This window comes from Verrucomicrobiia bacterium (genome assembly GCA_035946615.1).
In the GTDB taxonomy this organism is placed as follows: Bacteria; Verrucomicrobiota; Verrucomicrobiia; order Limisphaerales; family UBA8199; genus DASYZB01.
Genome location: DASYZB010000050.1, coordinates 1 through 16,657, shown reverse-complemented (window position 1 = coordinate 16,657; position 16,657 = coordinate 1). Strand labels below are relative to the sequence as shown.

The window sequence follows — 16,657 nt, the reverse complement described above, 5'->3', positions numbered from 1 at the left end:
AGGCCCTCAGATGAACTCGTTTATGAGGTTTTCGAGGAATTCCTGGCGGCCACTCGTGTTGCGCGTGATGTCTCCTTTTTCCAGCATGTAGGCCTCCAGTTCTTTAAAGCCGGCTTTGCCCGATTCGATTTTGGCCCCAATCCCGCTGTCCCAGGAATTATAGCGCTGCTGAACAAACTGGGCCAGGCGCCCATCCTTTCGAATCGCTGCCGCGATTTTGAGGCCCCGGGCAAAAGCATCCATCCCACCGATGTGCGCGTAAAATAAATCTACCGGCTCAAAACTTTCACGGCGCACCTTGGCATCGAAATTGGTGCCGCCGGTTTTGAGGCCGCCCATCTTGAGGATTGAGAGCATGATCTCGGTGGTCAGGTAAATATTAGTGGGGAATTGGTCCGTGTCCCATCCAAGCAGCAGGTCGCCGGTATTGGCGTCGATTGAGCCGAGCGCCCCCGCGGCAATGGCCACCTCCAACTCATGTTGCATCGTGTGGCCGGCCAACGTGGCGTGGTTGGTCTCCAGGTTCAGTTTCAAATCCTCCATCAGGCCGTATTCCCGCAAAAAATTCAGGCAAGCGGCTGCGTCCGAATCGTATTGATGCTTGGTCGGTTCTTTGGGCTTGGGCTCGATATAGAATTGGCCTTTGAACCCGATGGACTTTTTGTGAGCCACTGCCATGTGCAGGAACTTGCCCAGGTGGTCCAACTCGCGTTTCATGTCCGTATTCCACAAGGTGCTATAGCCCTCGCGTCCGCCCCAAAAGACGTAGCCCTCGCCCGCCAGTTCATGAGTTACCTCGATTGCCTTTTTTACCTGCGCCGCCGCGTACGCAAATGCATCGGCATTGCAACTGGTGGCCGCGCCGTGCACAAAACGCGGATGCGCGAACAGGCAAGCCGTGCCCCAGAGCAACTGCACACCCGTGCGCCCCTGCTCCTCCTTGAGCACCTTCACAATCCGGTCCAGGTTTTTATTGGTGTCCCCCAGGTTTTTGCCTTCGGGCGCCACATCCCGATCATGAAAGGCATAAAAGGGCGCGCCGAGCTTTTCGAGGAACTCGAAGGCGACTCGCGCGCGGGTTTCGGCCATTTGGAGTGAATTGGTGCCGTCCTCCCACGGGCGAACGGCTGTGCCCACACCAAACATATCTGACAACTGCCCGCGAATGGTATGCCAGTAGGTCACCGAGAAGCGCAGGTGCTCCTTCATCGACTTGCCCTCAACCCGTTCCTGCGCGTTGTAATGCTTGAATGCGAGGGGGTTTTTTGAAGCTGGCCCTTCGTACTGGATTTTGGAAATACCCGGGAAGAATTCTTTGGATGTCTTTTTCATGGATTGCCAATTCGTTCGGAGCCGAAACTAAAGACCCGAGGCGGAGAGAGCAAGTCACTTAAGCAGCGCGCAGTTCGTAATTGAGGATGGAAAGGCAATAAATTGCGGCTGTCTCGACCCGCAGCACCAGCGGCCCCAGGCTAATGGGCAACGCACCGGCACGAATGATCAAATCCATTTCATCCCTGGTGAAATCTCCTTCGGGCCCGATCCAGACAGAAACACAGACGGGGTTGCGTCCATTGTTTTGCTGGAACTGGCGGAAGTATTCCCGGGGGTGCTTGCTGCCTTTTTGCAGCGAACCCATCAGGGGCAATTCGCATGCCTCTTTGCGTTCGAGGAATTGGGCCGGGGTGACGGGGGTCTCGATGCGCGGCAGCCACGGCGAGCCGCATTGCTTGAGCGCCTCGACGGCAATCGCCTGCCACTTCAAGGCCTTGCGCGCGGCTTCGGCAGCATCCAAATGAGTGACAACCCGCTCAGTTAAGAGCGGCACGAGCCGCCAGGCGCCCAATTCAGTGGCCTTTGCGATGATGGCTTCGATGATTTTGCCCTTGGGCAAGGCTTGCACCAATGTGATCTGAAAAGGCGGTGGAGGCGACGAGCGCCGCTCGAGCACTTTGAGCTTGAGTTGCTCCTTTGCGACGGCTTCCACCCCGCACAGGCACTCCTGGCCGGCGCCGTCCAGCACGAGCACTTCTTCCTCCGGCTCGACGCGCAGGACGTGTTGCGCGTGATGCGCCTCGCCGCCAGTCAGAAAGAGAACGGGGCCGCGGCAGGTGTGGGGCGGCAAATAGAAACGATGCACTTATTGAAAGAGCTTCTTGGCTTTCTCAAAGAAAGTTTGGCTCAAAGGGCTTTCCTTCCCGTTGCAAAGGGCGGAGAATTCTTCGAGCTTGGCGCGCTGGGCGGAGGTTAGATGAGTCGGCACCTCGACGTTAATGCGCACATGGAGATCGCCGTAGCCATAGCCTTGGATATTTTTGATCCCTTTGCCTTTGAGCCGGAACATCGTGCCGGGCTGGGTGCCCGGCGGGATTTTGATGTTGCTCTTGCCGTTGAGGGTTGGAACGTCAATGTCAGTCCCGAGGGCCGCTTGCACAAAACTCACCGGCACCTCGCAGAGGAGATCATCGCCGTCCCGCTGAAAAATTTCGTGGGGCCGGGCATGGAGGACGACGTAGAGGTCGCCCGAGGGCCCTCCGCGCCAGCCCGCTTCGCCGTTGCCTGCCGAGCGCAAGCGCGAGCCCGTATCGACGCCGGCGGGAATCCGCAGGGTGATTTTCGAAGTGCGCTCGCGCCGCCCGCTGCCCCGGCAGGCCTTGCACGGTTTGTCAATAATCCGCCCGGCGCCCTGGCAGTGGGGACAGGTCTGCGCGATGGAAAAAATCCCCCGCGCGCTGATGACCTGGCCGCGCCCGCCGCAGGTCGGGCAGGTACGGGCGCGCGACCCGGCTTCAGCCCCGGAGCCCTGGCACACGTCGCAGCGGTCAGGTTTTGTAACGGTGATCTCCTTCTCACAGCCATGGGCGGCTTCCTCGAAAGTCAATTCGAGGTCATAACGCAGGTCATCACCGCGCTGGGGCTGGTTGGGGTCGTGCTGGGCGCCGCCAAAAAGGTCCTCGAAAAAACCGCCACCGCCGAATACTTCGCGGAAAACTTCGAACGGATCATGGAACCCTCCGGCCCGCCCAAAACCGCCGGCCCGGCGGTCGAACGCGGCATGGCCGTATTGGTCATAAGCAGCGCACTTTTGCGGGTCGCTGAGCACCTCGTAGGCCTCGCCGAGTTCCTTGAAGCTTTCCTCAGCCGCTTTGTCCCCCGGATTTTTATCCGGGTGGAACTTCACGGCCAATTTTCGGTAGGCCTTTTTGATTTCTTCTTCACCTGCCCCTTTTTGCAGCCCAAGGACCTCGTAGTAATCGCGTTTGGTCATCGGCATTCTCTAAGCGGCAGGGTGCTTGGAAATCACCACGCTGGCTGGGCGCAGGAGCCGGTCGCGCAGCTTATAACCCTTGCGCAATTGTTGAATGACCTGGCCTTCGGGCACGCCGGCAGCTTCTTTTTGGGAAATCGCCTCGTGCAGGTTCGGGTCGAACGCCTTTCCGGTGGCATCCACCTCCTCCAGGCCGGCGTCGGCCAGTGCGCTTTTCAATTGTTGATAAACCATGCTGATGCCCGTTTGCAGCGATTGGACTGCATCGGCGGAGTTATTTTGCGTAGCGGCCAGGGCCATGTCAAAGGTATCCAGTATCGGGATAAGCTTCTGCAACAGGCTCTCGTTGGCAAACTTAATGGCATCCTGCTTTTCGCGGGCGGCGCGCTTTTTATAATTATCGAAATCGGCGGTAGTCCGCAGCAACCGTTCCCAATGTTCGTCGGCCTTGGCAGCCCGTTGTTTGAGTTCCTCCAACTGTTCGGGCGTCAGGGTGGCAGGCTCGACCGGCAAGAGCGGTTCAGGTCCGGCTGCCTGTTGTCTTTGATTTTCCATTGCAATGTCCTTCATGGATAGAGACTTCCTCAGATACGTTTCAGCCTTAGACAATAGACGAAAGAATGCCGCCCAGCAACTCCGGGGTAATCTCAGCGCGCCAATGACAAGGTCGGTTCCACACCCGTGTAGGAGACGACGTAGAAAGTCTCTGATAAAGATTGTCGGCCAAGCGCCTTCGCTTCACCCGCAAGCTGCTGATCAGAGACTCCTTACGTCGTCTCCTACACTCGGAGGTGAGAGATAAGGGCTTGGTGGAACTGAGCCCTCCGACAGACCAATTAAATCAGGCGGGCGAAAAGGCCATCGCCACCAAGCGCGCTTCGGCCTGCTTGGAGAGCCCGGTAAAGACCATCGAGACATGATAGCCGGCATGCTTGTTGCCGGTGCAGGCGATGACCACTCCGTTACAATGGACCTTGCCTCCTTCCCGCGGCGATTGCAGCGTGAGGGTCATTTCCGCCCATGGCGAAAATGGGGTGGCGCTGCGAAATTCAATGCCATTCTTATGAATGACAACTGAATCGGGGGAAAGGGTCAAACGCGTCTGACGCGCTTCGACTGTGACGTGTTGGAGGGAACCGGGAATTTCAGCTTTTCTGGCGCTCATACAGCAGAGTTAGTCTAGCATATTCTGCGCAGGCGTCAATTCAGTTTCTTGCGTAAATGGAATGATTTAGTTACCACTCGATGACCGCCGCCCCCCAGGTCAGCCCGGCCCCAAAAACCACCAGCAGCAACAAATCCCCAGCCTGAATGCGCCCGGATTGGACTGCCTCGTCCAGAGCAATGGCCACTGAGGCCGCGGACGTGTTGCCGTATTTGTGCAGGTTGACAAACATTTGCTCAGGTTTTGCTCCCAGCCGTTCCCCCACAGCCCCGATAATCCGCAGGTTGGCCTGGTGGGGCACAATGAGTTTGATGCGGGTGATATCGATCTCGCACCGCCGCAAGGCCTCCTCGGCCGCCGTCTGCATTGCCTGCACCGCGTTCTTGAAGGTTTCTTTGCCTTCCATGCGCAGATAATGCATCCGGGCATTCACCGAATCGATTGTTGCCGGGCAACGGCTGCCTCCGCCGGCCATAAAAAGCAGGTTGGATTTGCGGCCGTCGGCCCCCATGACCGCCGTCAGCAGCCCGTGCGAATTGGCACGATTGCGCAACACCGCCGCTCCGGCTCCATCTCCGAACAAAACGCACGTGTTGCGGTCCTGCCAATCGACTATCGAGGAGAGCTTTTCGGCGCCAATCACCAGCACGGTATCGTAAGTGCGGGACATGATGAATTGCTGGGCGACTTCCAGCCCGTAAATGAAGCCGGAGCAGGCCGCCTCGAGGTCAAAAGCAGCGGCGCGGTAGGCGCCGATCTTGCGCTGAACCAGGGCGGCGGTGGAAGGGAACGGCATGTCCGGCGTGATGGTTGCCACGACAATCAAATCGATCTGCTCGGGCGTGACGCCGGCTCGTTTCATGGCGCGCAGGGCCGCCTGGGTGCCCAGGTCGGAGGTAAACTCGTCTTTGGCGGCTATATGCCGCTCTTTGATGCCCGTGCGAGTCGTAATCCATTCGTCGGATGTGTCAACCATCTTCTCCAGATCGGCATTCGTCAGGATGCGCGCAGGGACATAGGAGCCGACTCCCGCAATCGAGCAGGTCCGGCCCTGGAAATTGTACTTGGCTCGAGGGTTTTTGAATTTGGGTTTAGGCAATGGGCTCATGCCGGCAATGGCCTGGCGCGGTGGTTTAGGGTTTTATTGTTATGCGCTCATCGAGGGAGGCATCGCGATCAGATGGCCAGGCTATTTCTCGGAAAGGACAGCAGAGGCGGGAATCTCAGTGGGGGCCAGGAGTTCGTTGGCGCGGGCGATTTCCGCAGCCATTCGCTGGTGGACCTGGTGTTGGAGGTTGTCGGTGGTGACACGAATGGCGCTGGCGATAGCGCGTTCGCGGGCGGACCCATGGGCCTTAAGAACAACCCCGTTAAAGCCCAGCAACGGCGCTCCCCCATAAACCTCAGGGTCCATGCGCCGGCGGATGGCGCGAAAGGCGTTTCGAGCCAGCAACGCGCCAAGCTGGCGTTGCGGGCTGGCGGTCAATTCCCGTTTGAGCATGGAAAACATCGCCAGCGCCAGGCTCTCACAAGTCTTCAAAACAATGTTCCCCACGAACCCATCGCAGATGACCAAATCCACGTGATTCTTGAACAGGTCATGGCCTTCGACGTTGCCCACAAAATTAAGTTCAAGCTGTTTGCACAGGCGGAAGGCCTCTAGAGTCAGCTCGTTGCCTTTGCTTTCTTCGGTGCCGATGCTCAGGATGCCGACGCGGGGGTTTTTGCAGCCGAGTATCTCGCGGGAATAAACGCTGCCCAGCACTGCATAATGAGCCAGGTGGATGGGCTTGCATTCAATATTTGCCCCGGAATCCAGCAATACAAAATGATGGTCGGGGGTGGGAATAATGGCGGCAATACCGCCTCGATCCACTCCCGGAATGCGGCCCAGGCGGAACGTTGCGGCTGCAAAAATCCCGCCCGTATTACCGGCCGAAACCACCGCATCGGCTTTGCCGTCATGGACCAGTTCAACCGCCCTAACGATCGAGCAGTCCTTTTTCCGCCGGACGGCAGCGGCGGGCTTATCATCCATGGTGAGCACTTCACTGGCATGAACTACTCGGACCCGATGGTCGCGGAAGCCGCCCCGGGGAAGAGCGGCGTGGATTTCAGACCTGCGCCCGACCAAAAACAAAGCAGTGATGCGCTTGTCGGCCTGAATGGCTCGGAGGGCCCCTTCGATGACCACACCACAGCCGTGGTCGCCGCCCATCACATCCACTGCAATCCGCATAAAGAGCAACCCGGCCCCTTGCCGGCCAGAGGCCGGAATCAGGTTCCGGCTATAACGGTGATGATTTGGCGGCCTTTATAATAGCCGCAGGCGGGGCAAACCCGATGCGGCACGTACGGCGCGGCACACTGGGGGCAGGTGCTCAACTGGGGCAAGGTCAGGACACTATTGTACGCCCGCCGCATGCGTTGACGGCTCTTGGACGGTTTACGTTTCGGGACTCCCATAAATAGATACTTTCTCTAATGTTAAAACTTCAGCTTATTTAACTCATCCCATTCAGACAAGCCCTTTGAAGCCTGCCCGGCGCTGCTGGGGCTCCGGGCCGCGCCCGGAGCCATTCCTGGCAAGCCACGACACTCCGGGTCGCACAACGGATGTTGCGGAAACTCCAGGAGAATATCTTCCCGAATGCGGGGCGTCAAGTCCACGTAATCGCCCTGGAGCGCAACGGCCTCCTCCCCCTGGAGGTGCAGGTGGGCCACCCATTCCAAGAGCTCGAACGGGCGGGAGAAAGTCTTCAGACAACGGACACATCGGCACTCCAGCGGGAGGCGCAACTGCCCTTGCAACAGAAGACCTTCTTCAAACTTTTGCGCTTCCAAATCATACGCCAACGGGCCGGTCACCCGTATCATCTCGTCGCCCGTCTCGATGTCCAATTCTTCGGGCGGCAACTCTCCCTCGATGTGGACGTCATCAGCCTCCAAATGTCGCAAATTAACAAGCAACGGCATAAATCACCTCACCGCCGGCAACGGATTTGCCTTCGAGGCCAGGGCCGCCCGCACGTGCGCCGACACAAACGCGCTGACGTCGCCCCCGAGGCTGGCAATCTCCTTGACGATGCGGGAGCTGAGGAATGTATAAGTATCCTTGGGCATCATGAAAATCGTTTCAATCCGTTCGTTCAATTTACGATTCATCAAAGCCAGTTGGAATTCAAACTCGAAATCCGAAACCGCCCTTAGCCCTCGGATGACCGCCTGCGCCGACCGCTTCTCTGCGTAGTCCACCAGCAACCCGTCAAAGCTGTCAGCCTCGACCTGGGGAAAATGACCGACAGCGCGCGCAACCATTTCCACTCGCTCTTCGAGACTGAAGCAGGGGCGTTTGCTTTCGTTCCGAGCCACCGCGACGATGACGCGGTCGAAGAGTTTCGTCGCTCTTTGGACGACATCCAGATGGCCATTGGTCAAAGGATCGAAACTTCCCGGGTAAATCACCGTGCGCATGAAAGCAGCTTAGCAGCAGAGGGGGGACAACCACAAACAAAAGCAGGACCCAAGGACTCGACCTTCAGCCCTTCTTTGCGGTTTCCTGCTGAGGCAGCGCAAATTCCTCTTCGATACGGCGGGTGCCGGAGAGTCTCCAGGGGACCTCATAGACCTGCACTGGGGCGCGGATACCCTTTACGGTAAGGGGTGGCAAGGGAACGCAGGATGCCCCCAAAGCCGGGTCGTCTCGTTGCAAGTGTGCCCAGGTGGATTGGCTGATGAAAATGCGGCCACGTTCGGAGGCGCTTTCGAGGCGGCTGGCCAGATTGACTTCCCGGCCAAAAACAGTGTAGCTGCCCTGGCGCACGACCGACTTGGTTTCTGCTCCCATTAAGCCGACGGTTGCCATGCCCGTGTTGATGCCGGTGCCAACAAATAGAATCGGCAGCAGCGGGACTGGGGGCTGGCCTGCAGCGGCGCGGGCCTGGTTCTCCAAGGCGATTGCTTTGTTCTGCGCCGCGCGCTGAAGGTTAAGGTCGTGAATTCCCCGCTGCGCCTGCACTGCCGCCCGGACGCACGCCAACGCATGCTTCGAGTGGGGAGTCGGCGCGCCCCAAAAGGCCATCACGCAATCGCCTATGAATTTATCCAGAGTCCCATCCTGCTGCAGAATCGTTTCTGCGACCAATCCAAGATAGAGATTAATTGTCCGGAGAGTCTCCCGCGCCTGCTCATCGAAGCAGGTCTCGGCGGCCTGGCCTTGCAAGCCCCTTTGGCGGACATGCTCTGCCACCTGCTCCTGGCTGGAGTCGGTGAATTCGGTGAACCCGCGCACATCGGCAAACAACACGGTAATTTCGCGGCGAGTGCCTCCAAGGCTCAGAGCCTGAGCTTGGAGCAGTTCGTTGACAATCTTAGGCGAGACGATGGTTGAGAAAATGGAGCGGACGCGCTTGCGTTCTGCGGACTCGAAGACGACCCGCCAGGTCACCAGGCAAACGTGGGTCATCAACCAGGCGCCTCCCAGAGGCAACACGATGGGCAACCAATAGCGCGTGCGAAAATAGAGGATGGAAGCGAAAACAGCATAAGCCAGGCTCAGCAGCAGGACCAGCATGGAGGCAAGCAGCACGCGTAGGCGCAGTGTCACGATGGTCGCCCCAAGCCCAAGCAACACTACCAACCCCAGCTCCACTCCCAGTGGAGCGCGCCGCACAAACCGGCCAGTGATTATCGAGTTGGCCACGTTCCAGTGTTTGCTTACCAGCAGCGTGTCTGGACTCAAGGGCGTCGCTCCGCGGTCGGTCAGATTATTGCCGACAACTGCGCTGGACCCGATTATCGCCAGTTTGCCGCGCCAACGATTGAGAAACTGATTTGTGGCGCCCAATAGCCGCTGTCGGTACTGCTCAAGCAGGTCCTGGATCGGCTCGCGCGTGAGCTGCGGGCTATTGACCGTCAGGCACCAATCAATGAGCATATTGCCCTGGCCATCGACCGGGATCACTCGCTCGAGGCCCGCCCGATTCCGCAGGGTGATGCGCCCATGGGGAAGGTCGATTTGGGCATTGGCCAAGTCTAATCCTAGCTCGCGCGCAGCCAGCACGACGCCCATGTGCCAAACGCGTTCCTCGGTAAAGGGCCTGGCCTTTCGCGCGATGCCGGGCGGGAGGTTGTCGCCCCAGAAATCCGCGACCTCGAAATTGCCATTGGCATCCAGAGGCACGACGATAGGCTCGCCCCCCGCCCGTGGCAAAACGATCCGGCGGGGTTCAATGCGCGCCTTGCGCAGGTCCACTCCGAATCCTGGGTCAGCCTCTAATTGCAAAAACGCCGGATGCCATTCGTGATAGAGACGGAAAACCTTTGCCCGGCGCAGGATGCTGTCCAAATCCTTATCTGTTGAGACATCGCCCACGGCCCAGGCATTGGTGGCGAAGAGCGCCGGAGGGGTAATTTCAGGTGTTTGCGCGATGATGACGTTCCCGGCCCGCCGCATTTGCTGGGCGAAAAAGTCGTCAGAATCAGGTCCCACACTCCCGTCGGCCATCTGAACGGCGGGATGATCGGGACGCAACTCGCCGAAGAGAACATCAAAGGCGATGGCCCGTGCCCCCTGGGTGGCTAATTCCTGCACTATTCGTCCGTAAACCTGGCGGGGCCAATACAGACCGAACCGATACCCTAACGACCCATTCCACACGCGCTGAACGCTGTCCTCGTCGATGAAAACAAAACCGAGGTTGGTGGCGACCGTGGGATGGTAGCGCACAGCAGCACGAACCCGCATATCGAAGGTCATCCGTTCCAGCCGCTCAAACAGGTCCGCTCGCCGCCAACTCGCCCAGCATACCAGGATGATTACCCCCAAGGCGACCAAAGCGGGAATGCGCTGAGCGGGCGTGAACTTCACCAGTTAACAATAAATAAAAAAACCAGAGCAACACAAGGTTGCTCTGGTTTTGAGAGATATATCTTTGCGCCTTATTGAGCGTCAAAACCCAAATGTAAAAACCGGCTCGGGAAGGGGACCTGTGCCCGAGAACCCTACCGGTGAGATCGGCGTCACAGCCAGATTATTGGCGAGGGTGATAGGGGTTGGAGTAGTCACCACGCGCATCGCCAAGCCGATGTTCTCGAATGCGCCCATCTCAGTCGCTGAAACCGGGGTAATCTGTCCCGTGCGCGCGTCGTACTGCTGGCCACCCATGATGACTTGAGTTGTGACGTTACCGGACTTGGGGTCCACCCAAGCAAGAACCATCGAGCCGACGAAAACCTTGACTACGCCTTCAGCGGAGATGTCATAGAGTGTGCCGCGAACACCCGCCACGCCATTGGGCAGCTTGACTTCGTATTTCGAGGCGGCAGTCATTTTCTTTACGTTGCCGGTGATGCGGCCCATCTTCAGGTCGAGCTGTGTTTCGCTGACCACGTCCGCTCCGGTGCGCATCGATGTCAACTTGTCGATTCCCAAAGCCGAGTTCTGCCAAACCCTGACGACGTTTTGCTCAGCCGAAGGCTGATAGGCCATAGTGGCCATCGAGTCAGGAATGTAAGGACGATAAACGACCGGTTGTGGAACCGGGGCATTGGCTCCGCCCAAAACCAGATCGACGTAGGAGCCTTCTTCGGTGCCGGTCTGGACGGTCGTGCCGGGCCGCAGGACCATTCCTGAATGCAACGGCTGCCAGACATTGCCGCCGGTGCTGTAACGGGCTGGGCCTTTGACCCGAACCACCTTGGCCACGCCTTCGACGGTCTGGGCCGCTAATGTGGAGACCATTGCCAGGGCAACCGCGCTGGCAACCAAGCCGCTAAAGAGACTTCGAGTGTGTTTCATAAGTGTGCTGCTCAAATAATGAACCCGTCTATTTGTTGGAATTCTAAACGAGATACGCAAGCTGTCAACCACTTTTCAAACTTTTTTTTGGGCCTTTTTCCAGCCGGAACTGGCCGATTTTTGCGCCGATGGCAGAAAAATGGAGGCTGAAAGATAAAAATGTTATTTCTCTGCCTCCATCTTTCTGCCAAGCCGGGCGCTCAATTCATTGGTGGCGGCATCGAGCAAGCGCATATTGGCTATCTGGAGGTAATTCTGCGCAATCGGGTTGTCGTGCCATTCAAGGCGCAGCGAGCGTTCGAACCACGGTTTAGCGGCTGCGAAATCCCCCGCCTGAATGTAGTGCAAGCCGATATTATTCAGGTTGAAATAATTGTTCGGGTCCAGTTCCTCAGCTTGGCTGAAATAAGGGGCGGATTCGGCCTGGCGGTCCAGCCAATCCAGGCACCAGCCATAACCTGAGTAGTTGCGGCTATCCCAGGGATTGAGCTTCATCCCGCGCTGATACCAGGTCATGGCCTGTTCTGCCAGCGTGCGATAATTCGCTCCCTGCTGTCCTTGATAAAACTCCCCCCCCTCCTGGCTTTCGCGGCGAAAGGCCTCGCCTATTGAAAGGGCGGTTTCCGGGTTCATTGGGTCAGAAGCAAAGGCGCGGGAGAGCAAATCGATTTGTTTGGCCGAGAAAACGGGGGCCCGTTCGGCCCGATCGAGCCATAGAGCCTCAGTCCCGAGGCGCCAGGCCTGTTGGGCGACATAAGCGCCTCCCAAAAAGAGCAGGGCGCTGGCCAGGACTCTGGACCACACCTTCAGAGTGAACCAATAGCGCTCGGTGGCGAACCGCAGGTGGCTGCTCAGCAAAGCCATCAGGGTCACTGCCAGGATCGCATTGGCGGGGATATGCATGTTGAAATCAACAAACGAATGGACCAGAATTGCCACCAAACCCAAACTGGCCCCCAACACAAAAGCGAACTTGTTGCTGCCGGATTTGCCCCCCAATTCCCCGCTCGACAATCGCACCGAGGAGCGCGTCTTCCAAACACCAAAAAACAACAGCGCGACCGCGGCAAGAACCAGAGCCAGGCCGGTCACACCCCAATCAACCAGCGTGTTGAGGTAATCGTTATGGGTACGCACGGGGCTCAACTGCACGCCCTCGGGGCGGTACTGGTGGAAGCGCGCATCAAAGTGCGCCGGCCCCACTCCCCACCAGGGATGGTCCTGCCACATCCGCCACGCCGGCGCCCAAATCGCAAACCGCATGTCGTCATTGACTTTATTCGAAGCCGACATGGTTTGTTTGATACGGGATTGGATGAAAAAGCTTTTAGGCAGGAGAAAGGCTCCAACGCCGATGGCAACCACGGCCAGAACAAGGACAGGGAGCCGATAACGCCGGCGAAAGGCCAAAGCCCCGAGCAACAGGGTCAGGGCCACGCCGGTCGAGACCCAGCCGCCTCGGGAAATGGTGACGGCGATGCCAGCCAGAATCGCCAGGCTGGCGTAGCTGAGCAGGATGCGAGTCACGGGCTTGAGCCGGCCCACCAGGGCGTAGGCCAGGCCAATCGGCAGGAGCATTTCGAGAAAACCGGCCAGGTCATTGGGATTGATATAGGTCCCCGAGCCGCGGTGTGGGTAGGCTTTTGGCAAGCCCCAAACATAATTCGAGTCGGTGAGGAACTGGTAAACGGCGTAAAAGGAAATCGCCATCGCCAGAAAAACCAAGGCAAAGCTGATGATCTGAGTTGTTTCCTGCCGGTGCAGATTGTTCAAAATAGCCAGGAACAGGAACGCATAAACCAGCACGTGGAGCACTTCCTGGCGGGCGACGTATTCAATATCGGCGGTCAGGTAACGTCCCACTGCATAGAGAGAAAAGGCAATGACCGCCCAGCAGATGGGCGGCCAGAGTAATTGCGGGCGGGGGCTGACCCAGAGGCGGATTGCCCAAAGCGCCATGACTCCAAGGGTCAACCCCTCGATAATAGCAAAATCGAATCCGCGCACCGCGCCGATGGCCAGGGGACCAAAGGTCAGGATGGCCAGGACCAAGTACAGGACACCCCGCTCGCACCATCGATCGACAGTTTCTTGGCTCATGGCGCGGCGGCAGTCAGCTCAGGTATTCGCGCGGGTCGGTGATGCGTCCGGTCAGGGCGCTGGCAGCAACTGTGGCCGGTGAGGCAAGAAACACCTGGGATTCCTTGTGGCCCATCCGGCCAGGGAAGTTCCGGTTGGTGGCGCTGATGCATTTCATGGGCGAATTCATGCGGCCAAAGGTATCGACCGGCCCGCCCAGGCAAGCGGCGCACCCGGCGTTCTCGGTCATCTGCACGCCGGCGGCGACGAGGATTTCCCAGATCGTTTTTTCCCCCCACCGGGCCGTCTGGAGCTGATGCACGATTTCGGGTGTGGCGGGGACGCCGAAGGTATCAATGGCCACCCGTTTGCCGCGCAGCACGCGGGCGAATTCGAGGAAATCGCTGGTCTTTCCACCGGTGCATGAGCCGATGTAGGCGCGGTCGAGTTTGATATGGCCCAATTCCTTGGCGAGCTTGCGCTGGCCCGGGTCGGGGTGGCAGGCAACGGTTGGTTCGAGCTTGGAAAGGTCCACGATCAACTCATAAACAAATCGTTCGTCCGGATCGCGTTCAACCGGTTCGTAACTGGTTTTGGTTCCGTTGAGCTTGTTGCGATAATCCACAAAGGCTCTGGTCTGGGAATCGAACTCGAAAATCCCGTTTTTGCCGCCCGCCTCGATGGCCATATTGGCGATGGTCATGCGGTCGTCGATGCTCAACGAGGTGGTGCCGGGTCCATCGAACTGCATCGCGCGATAAGTGGCCCCATCGAAGCCAATGGCCCCGATGCAATGCAGGATGAGATCCTTGGCCATCACCCCCGGTTGCAATTGGCCTTCGAGCCGGAAGTGCATCGTTTCAGGAACCTTGAGCAACAGCTTGCCGGTGCCCATAACGAACCCGGCGTCCGTGTTGCCAATGCCCGTGGCAAACTCGTTGAAGGCCCCAGCCATGCAGGTATGGGAATCCGTCCCAAAAAGAATTTCTCCGGGCCGGGTATGGCCTTTCTCCGGTAAAGCCGTATGGCAAACGCCGGCATAGCGCGACCCAAACTGGCGCTGGAGAGGCCCCTTAGACGAATCGAACACCCAATGCCCGGTGGGGTCATCGATCACATCGTAGAAATAAGTGATCCGCTGTTCCTTTACGAAATCGCGCAGGATGTCCACGTTGCGATTCGATTTCGAATCCGACGTGAAAATGTAGTGGTCAGGGATAATCACCACCTTGTTGCGGTCCCAAACCGTGGCTTTGGGGCCGAATTCGCGTTTGAACACGCCAATCGTGCCAGGACCGCACACGTCATGCGTCATGAGCACGTCGGCCTTTACCCAAATATTGTCTCCCGCCTCAACGCGGGCTTTGCCAGCCGCACGGGCAAGGATTTTTTCCGTGAGCGTCATAAAATGTAAATACGTCTAAAATTGCAAACCGTCATGCCGCCACGGGATGCCCCGAGTTGCCATCCGCCGAGTGGCCCCAAGCAGCCAGCCTACCCGAGGTGCGGCAGGACTTCAACAGGGAAGCGTGGGTGGCGTGGCGAGTGGAATCGCGCCTTGCAAATAAAGGCGGCTTCCATTTGAATTAGGGCTGAATGAAACCTGTTCGCGGGGGGTGCGCGTGGCCGCGATAAACCGAACTAATTGTAGAACCTAATCATGAAACTGATACACCAAAAGCAAAGGACATTTAGCCCCTCGAATTCGAGCTTTCGTCCTGGCGCATCATTCAGAAAGGCGCAGGGGCAGACTGTTCGAGTTCTCCTCCTGCTGGGCCTGGGGGTGCCTTTCTGGCAAGGCTGCACGGTTTACGTCCCGCAGCCCGCCCCGGTGGCAGTTGTCCCGATGCCCCCGCCAGACGAGCCGCCGCCCGTCGTGGTGGAGGAAAGCGCGGTAGTAGAGTTCGTGCCGCCCCCGGTTGAGGTGGACTACGTCTTTATCGGCGGACGTTATTGTTACTGGCACCCCGAATATCATCGTTGGTTTTATCGGCCATACGGCTGGCGGCCTGGCTACGGGCTTCGGGTGAGGCGCGCTGCGGATTTTCGAGAACTCAACCGCTTTCACACGCCCGAGGCGCGCCCGCACCCATTTGTGGGGCACCCCGCACCCGGTCGTCCCGAGCCGGGTCGTCCCGAGCCGGGTATGGAGCACGCTCGTTTCGCGGCCCGTCCGCAGGAGCCGGTTCGCAAAGAGCAGCAAAAGCCTGCGCCGAAAAAGGAAGAAAAGAAACGGGATGACAGGTAAAGCGAATCTATGACCCGTGGGGCGCCTCTGAACACGACGGCAAGAATTGGGGTGGTCCTGATCGCGGTGGGAATCCTTTCCCTTGCCCTGAGCTGGGTTAAATTCCAGACCCAAGAAGAAGTGTTCCGGTTCGGCAATTTCAAGGCAACCGCCACGACCGAAAAGACCATTCCCGTCCTGCGTCCAATTGGCATCGCGCTAATCGGCGGTGGCATGCTTGTGGCCTGGCTCGGCTTTCGACAGAGATAGGCGAAGCGAGCGTTACGGAACCAGCCTGATCCGGTAGAATCTGTTTCCGGCGGTTAGTGGTGAGGTGTCGGTAAATACGGCCTCAGTTCCGTCTCCTATCAGATTGCCTCCCGGCAAATCGACCCAGCTTCCCGGTGTCAGATCGGATGAAGCCTCCACCGCATAGCCCTCGCCCGTAAAGGTGCGAAACGACAACTCGGGACTCACACCGTTCATGCGGATAGAATCGATTTTTAGGTCGGCCACAAGCGCGTAACTCGATTCGTTTCCCCCGGCGATGGCAAATACCCGCCGTAACCCAACGGGAATCGAAATCTGCCCTAAGGCGTTCAGCCCCCAGCCGACCACAGTGCCGTCGTTCTTCAAGGCCAAGCTATGAAAGGGTCGGCCCGCAACAGCCACAACATTGCTTAAACCAGTCGGCACATTAGTTTGCCCGAAATCATCATTCCCCCAGGCGGTAATCGTGCCGTCATTAAACAACGCCAGAACGTGATCGGGGCCTGCAGCAATGGCCACCACATTGGTGAGCCCGGAAGCGCCACTGATCACTCCATCCACATCGGATCCCCAGGCAACAACGGTCGAATCTGACCGGAGCACAAGCTCGAAGCTGTAACCTTGCGCGACTTGAACAACATTGCTCAAACCCTCCGGTACGTTGGTCTGGCCATAGGTGTTATCGCCCCATGCGAACACCGTGCCATCGTTTTGCAAGACCAATGCGTTACCCCCGTAATTAGCAATTGCAACTACGTTGGTAATTCCGGGAGGCAAATTAGTGCCTAACTCGCCCCACGGGGTCATTGAGCCATCGTTTCGGAGAACCAATTGGGGCTGACATTTTGG

17 protein-coding genes are annotated in these 16,657 nt (G+C 58.2%); 2 read left to right on the top strand and 15 right to left on the bottom strand.

Going from position 1 to position 16,657, the window contains the following annotated elements; all coding sequences use genetic code 11:
* Positions 1-6: 6 nt before the first annotated feature.
* From xylA to VG146_08160, 14 genes are all read right to left on the bottom strand, one after another.
* Entirely contained in the window at positions 7-1,332 is a 1,326-nt protein-coding gene (gene xylA / locus VG146_08225) for a xylose isomerase (GenBank protein ID HEV2392335.1), read from the bottom strand.
* A 58-nt stretch (positions 1,333-1,390) separates the two neighbouring features.
* Positions 1,391-2,140, bottom strand: coding sequence for an RsmE family RNA methyltransferase (locus VG146_08220; protein HEV2392334.1), 750 nt, complete (start codon positions 2,138-2,140; stop codon positions 1,391-1,393).
* Positions 2,141-3,268 (bottom strand): molecular chaperone DnaJ, encoded by a 1,128-nt coding sequence (gene dnaJ / locus VG146_08215; GenBank protein ID HEV2392333.1) that lies wholly within the window; start codon positions 3,266-3,268, stop codon positions 2,141-2,143.
* Between the two features lie 9 nt (positions 3,269-3,277).
* A complete protein-coding gene (grpE, locus tag VG146_08210; protein ID HEV2392332.1) occupies positions 3,278-3,823 on the bottom strand; it encodes a nucleotide exchange factor GrpE in 546 nt (181 codons plus the stop codon).
* Between the two features lie 286 nt (positions 3,824-4,109).
* Entirely contained in the window at positions 4,110-4,433 is a 324-nt protein-coding gene (locus VG146_08205) for a PilZ domain-containing protein (GenBank protein ID HEV2392331.1), read from the bottom strand.
* A 70-nt stretch (positions 4,434-4,503) separates the two neighbouring features.
* Positions 4,504-5,541, bottom strand: coding sequence for a beta-ketoacyl-ACP synthase III (locus VG146_08200; GenBank protein ID HEV2392330.1), 1,038 nt, complete (start codon positions 5,539-5,541; stop codon positions 4,504-4,506).
* A gap of 81 nt (positions 5,542-5,622) precedes the next feature.
* Positions 5,623-6,672, bottom strand: coding sequence for a phosphate acyltransferase PlsX (plsX, locus tag VG146_08195; GenBank protein HEV2392329.1), 1,050 nt, complete (start codon positions 6,670-6,672; stop codon positions 5,623-5,625).
* Positions 6,673-6,710: 38 nt separating this feature from the next.
* The gene (gene rpmF, locus VG146_08190) at positions 6,711-6,899 is read right to left on the bottom strand and encodes a 50S ribosomal protein L32 (protein HEV2392328.1); all 189 of its coding nucleotides are present in this window, start codon (positions 6,897-6,899) and stop codon (positions 6,711-6,713) included.
* Positions 6,900-6,920: 21 nt separating this feature from the next.
* Positions 6,921-7,409, bottom strand: a complete 489-nt coding sequence (locus VG146_08185) for a YceD family protein (protein ID HEV2392327.1) — start codon at positions 7,407-7,409, stop codon at positions 6,921-6,923.
* A gap of 3 nt (positions 7,410-7,412) precedes the next feature.
* Positions 7,413-7,907 (bottom strand): pantetheine-phosphate adenylyltransferase, encoded by a 495-nt coding sequence (gene coaD, locus VG146_08180; GenBank protein ID HEV2392326.1) that lies wholly within the window; start codon positions 7,905-7,907, stop codon positions 7,413-7,415.
* Between the two features lie 64 nt (positions 7,908-7,971).
* Positions 7,972-10,302: an adenylate/guanylate cyclase domain-containing protein gene (locus VG146_08175; GenBank protein ID HEV2392325.1), complete on the bottom strand. Its 2,331-nt coding sequence runs from the start codon at positions 10,300-10,302 to the stop codon at positions 7,972-7,974.
* Between the two features lie 81 nt (positions 10,303-10,383).
* On the bottom strand, positions 10,384-11,232 hold the full coding sequence (locus tag VG146_08170; protein ID HEV2392324.1) for a FecR domain-containing protein: 849 nt from the start codon (positions 11,230-11,232) through the stop codon (positions 10,384-10,386).
* 162 nt (positions 11,233-11,394) lie between these two features.
* Positions 11,395-13,332, bottom strand: a complete 1,938-nt coding sequence (locus tag VG146_08165; protein ID HEV2392323.1) for an O-antigen ligase family protein — start codon at positions 13,330-13,332, stop codon at positions 11,395-11,397.
* A gap of 13 nt (positions 13,333-13,345) precedes the next feature.
* Positions 13,346-14,716 (bottom strand): aconitase family protein, encoded by a 1,371-nt coding sequence (locus VG146_08160; protein HEV2392322.1) that lies wholly within the window; start codon positions 14,714-14,716, stop codon positions 13,346-13,348.
* A 255-nt stretch (positions 14,717-14,971) separates the two neighbouring features.
* On the opposite strand from VG146_08160, the gene VG146_08155 reads away from it, so the two are divergent.
* Both VG146_08155 and VG146_08150 read left to right on the top strand, forming a co-directional pair.
* Positions 14,972-15,559, top strand: coding sequence for a hypothetical protein (locus VG146_08155; protein HEV2392321.1), 588 nt, complete (start codon positions 14,972-14,974; stop codon positions 15,557-15,559).
* Positions 15,560-15,568: 9 nt separating this feature from the next.
* Positions 15,569-15,808 (top strand): hypothetical protein, encoded by a 240-nt coding sequence (locus VG146_08150; protein ID HEV2392320.1) that lies wholly within the window; start codon positions 15,569-15,571, stop codon positions 15,806-15,808.
* 12 nt (positions 15,809-15,820) lie between these two features.
* On the opposite strand, the gene VG146_08145 is transcribed toward VG146_08150, so the two are convergent.
* The coding region (locus VG146_08145) for a hypothetical protein (GenBank protein HEV2392319.1) at positions 15,821-16,657 on the bottom strand (837 nt) is incomplete at its 5' end.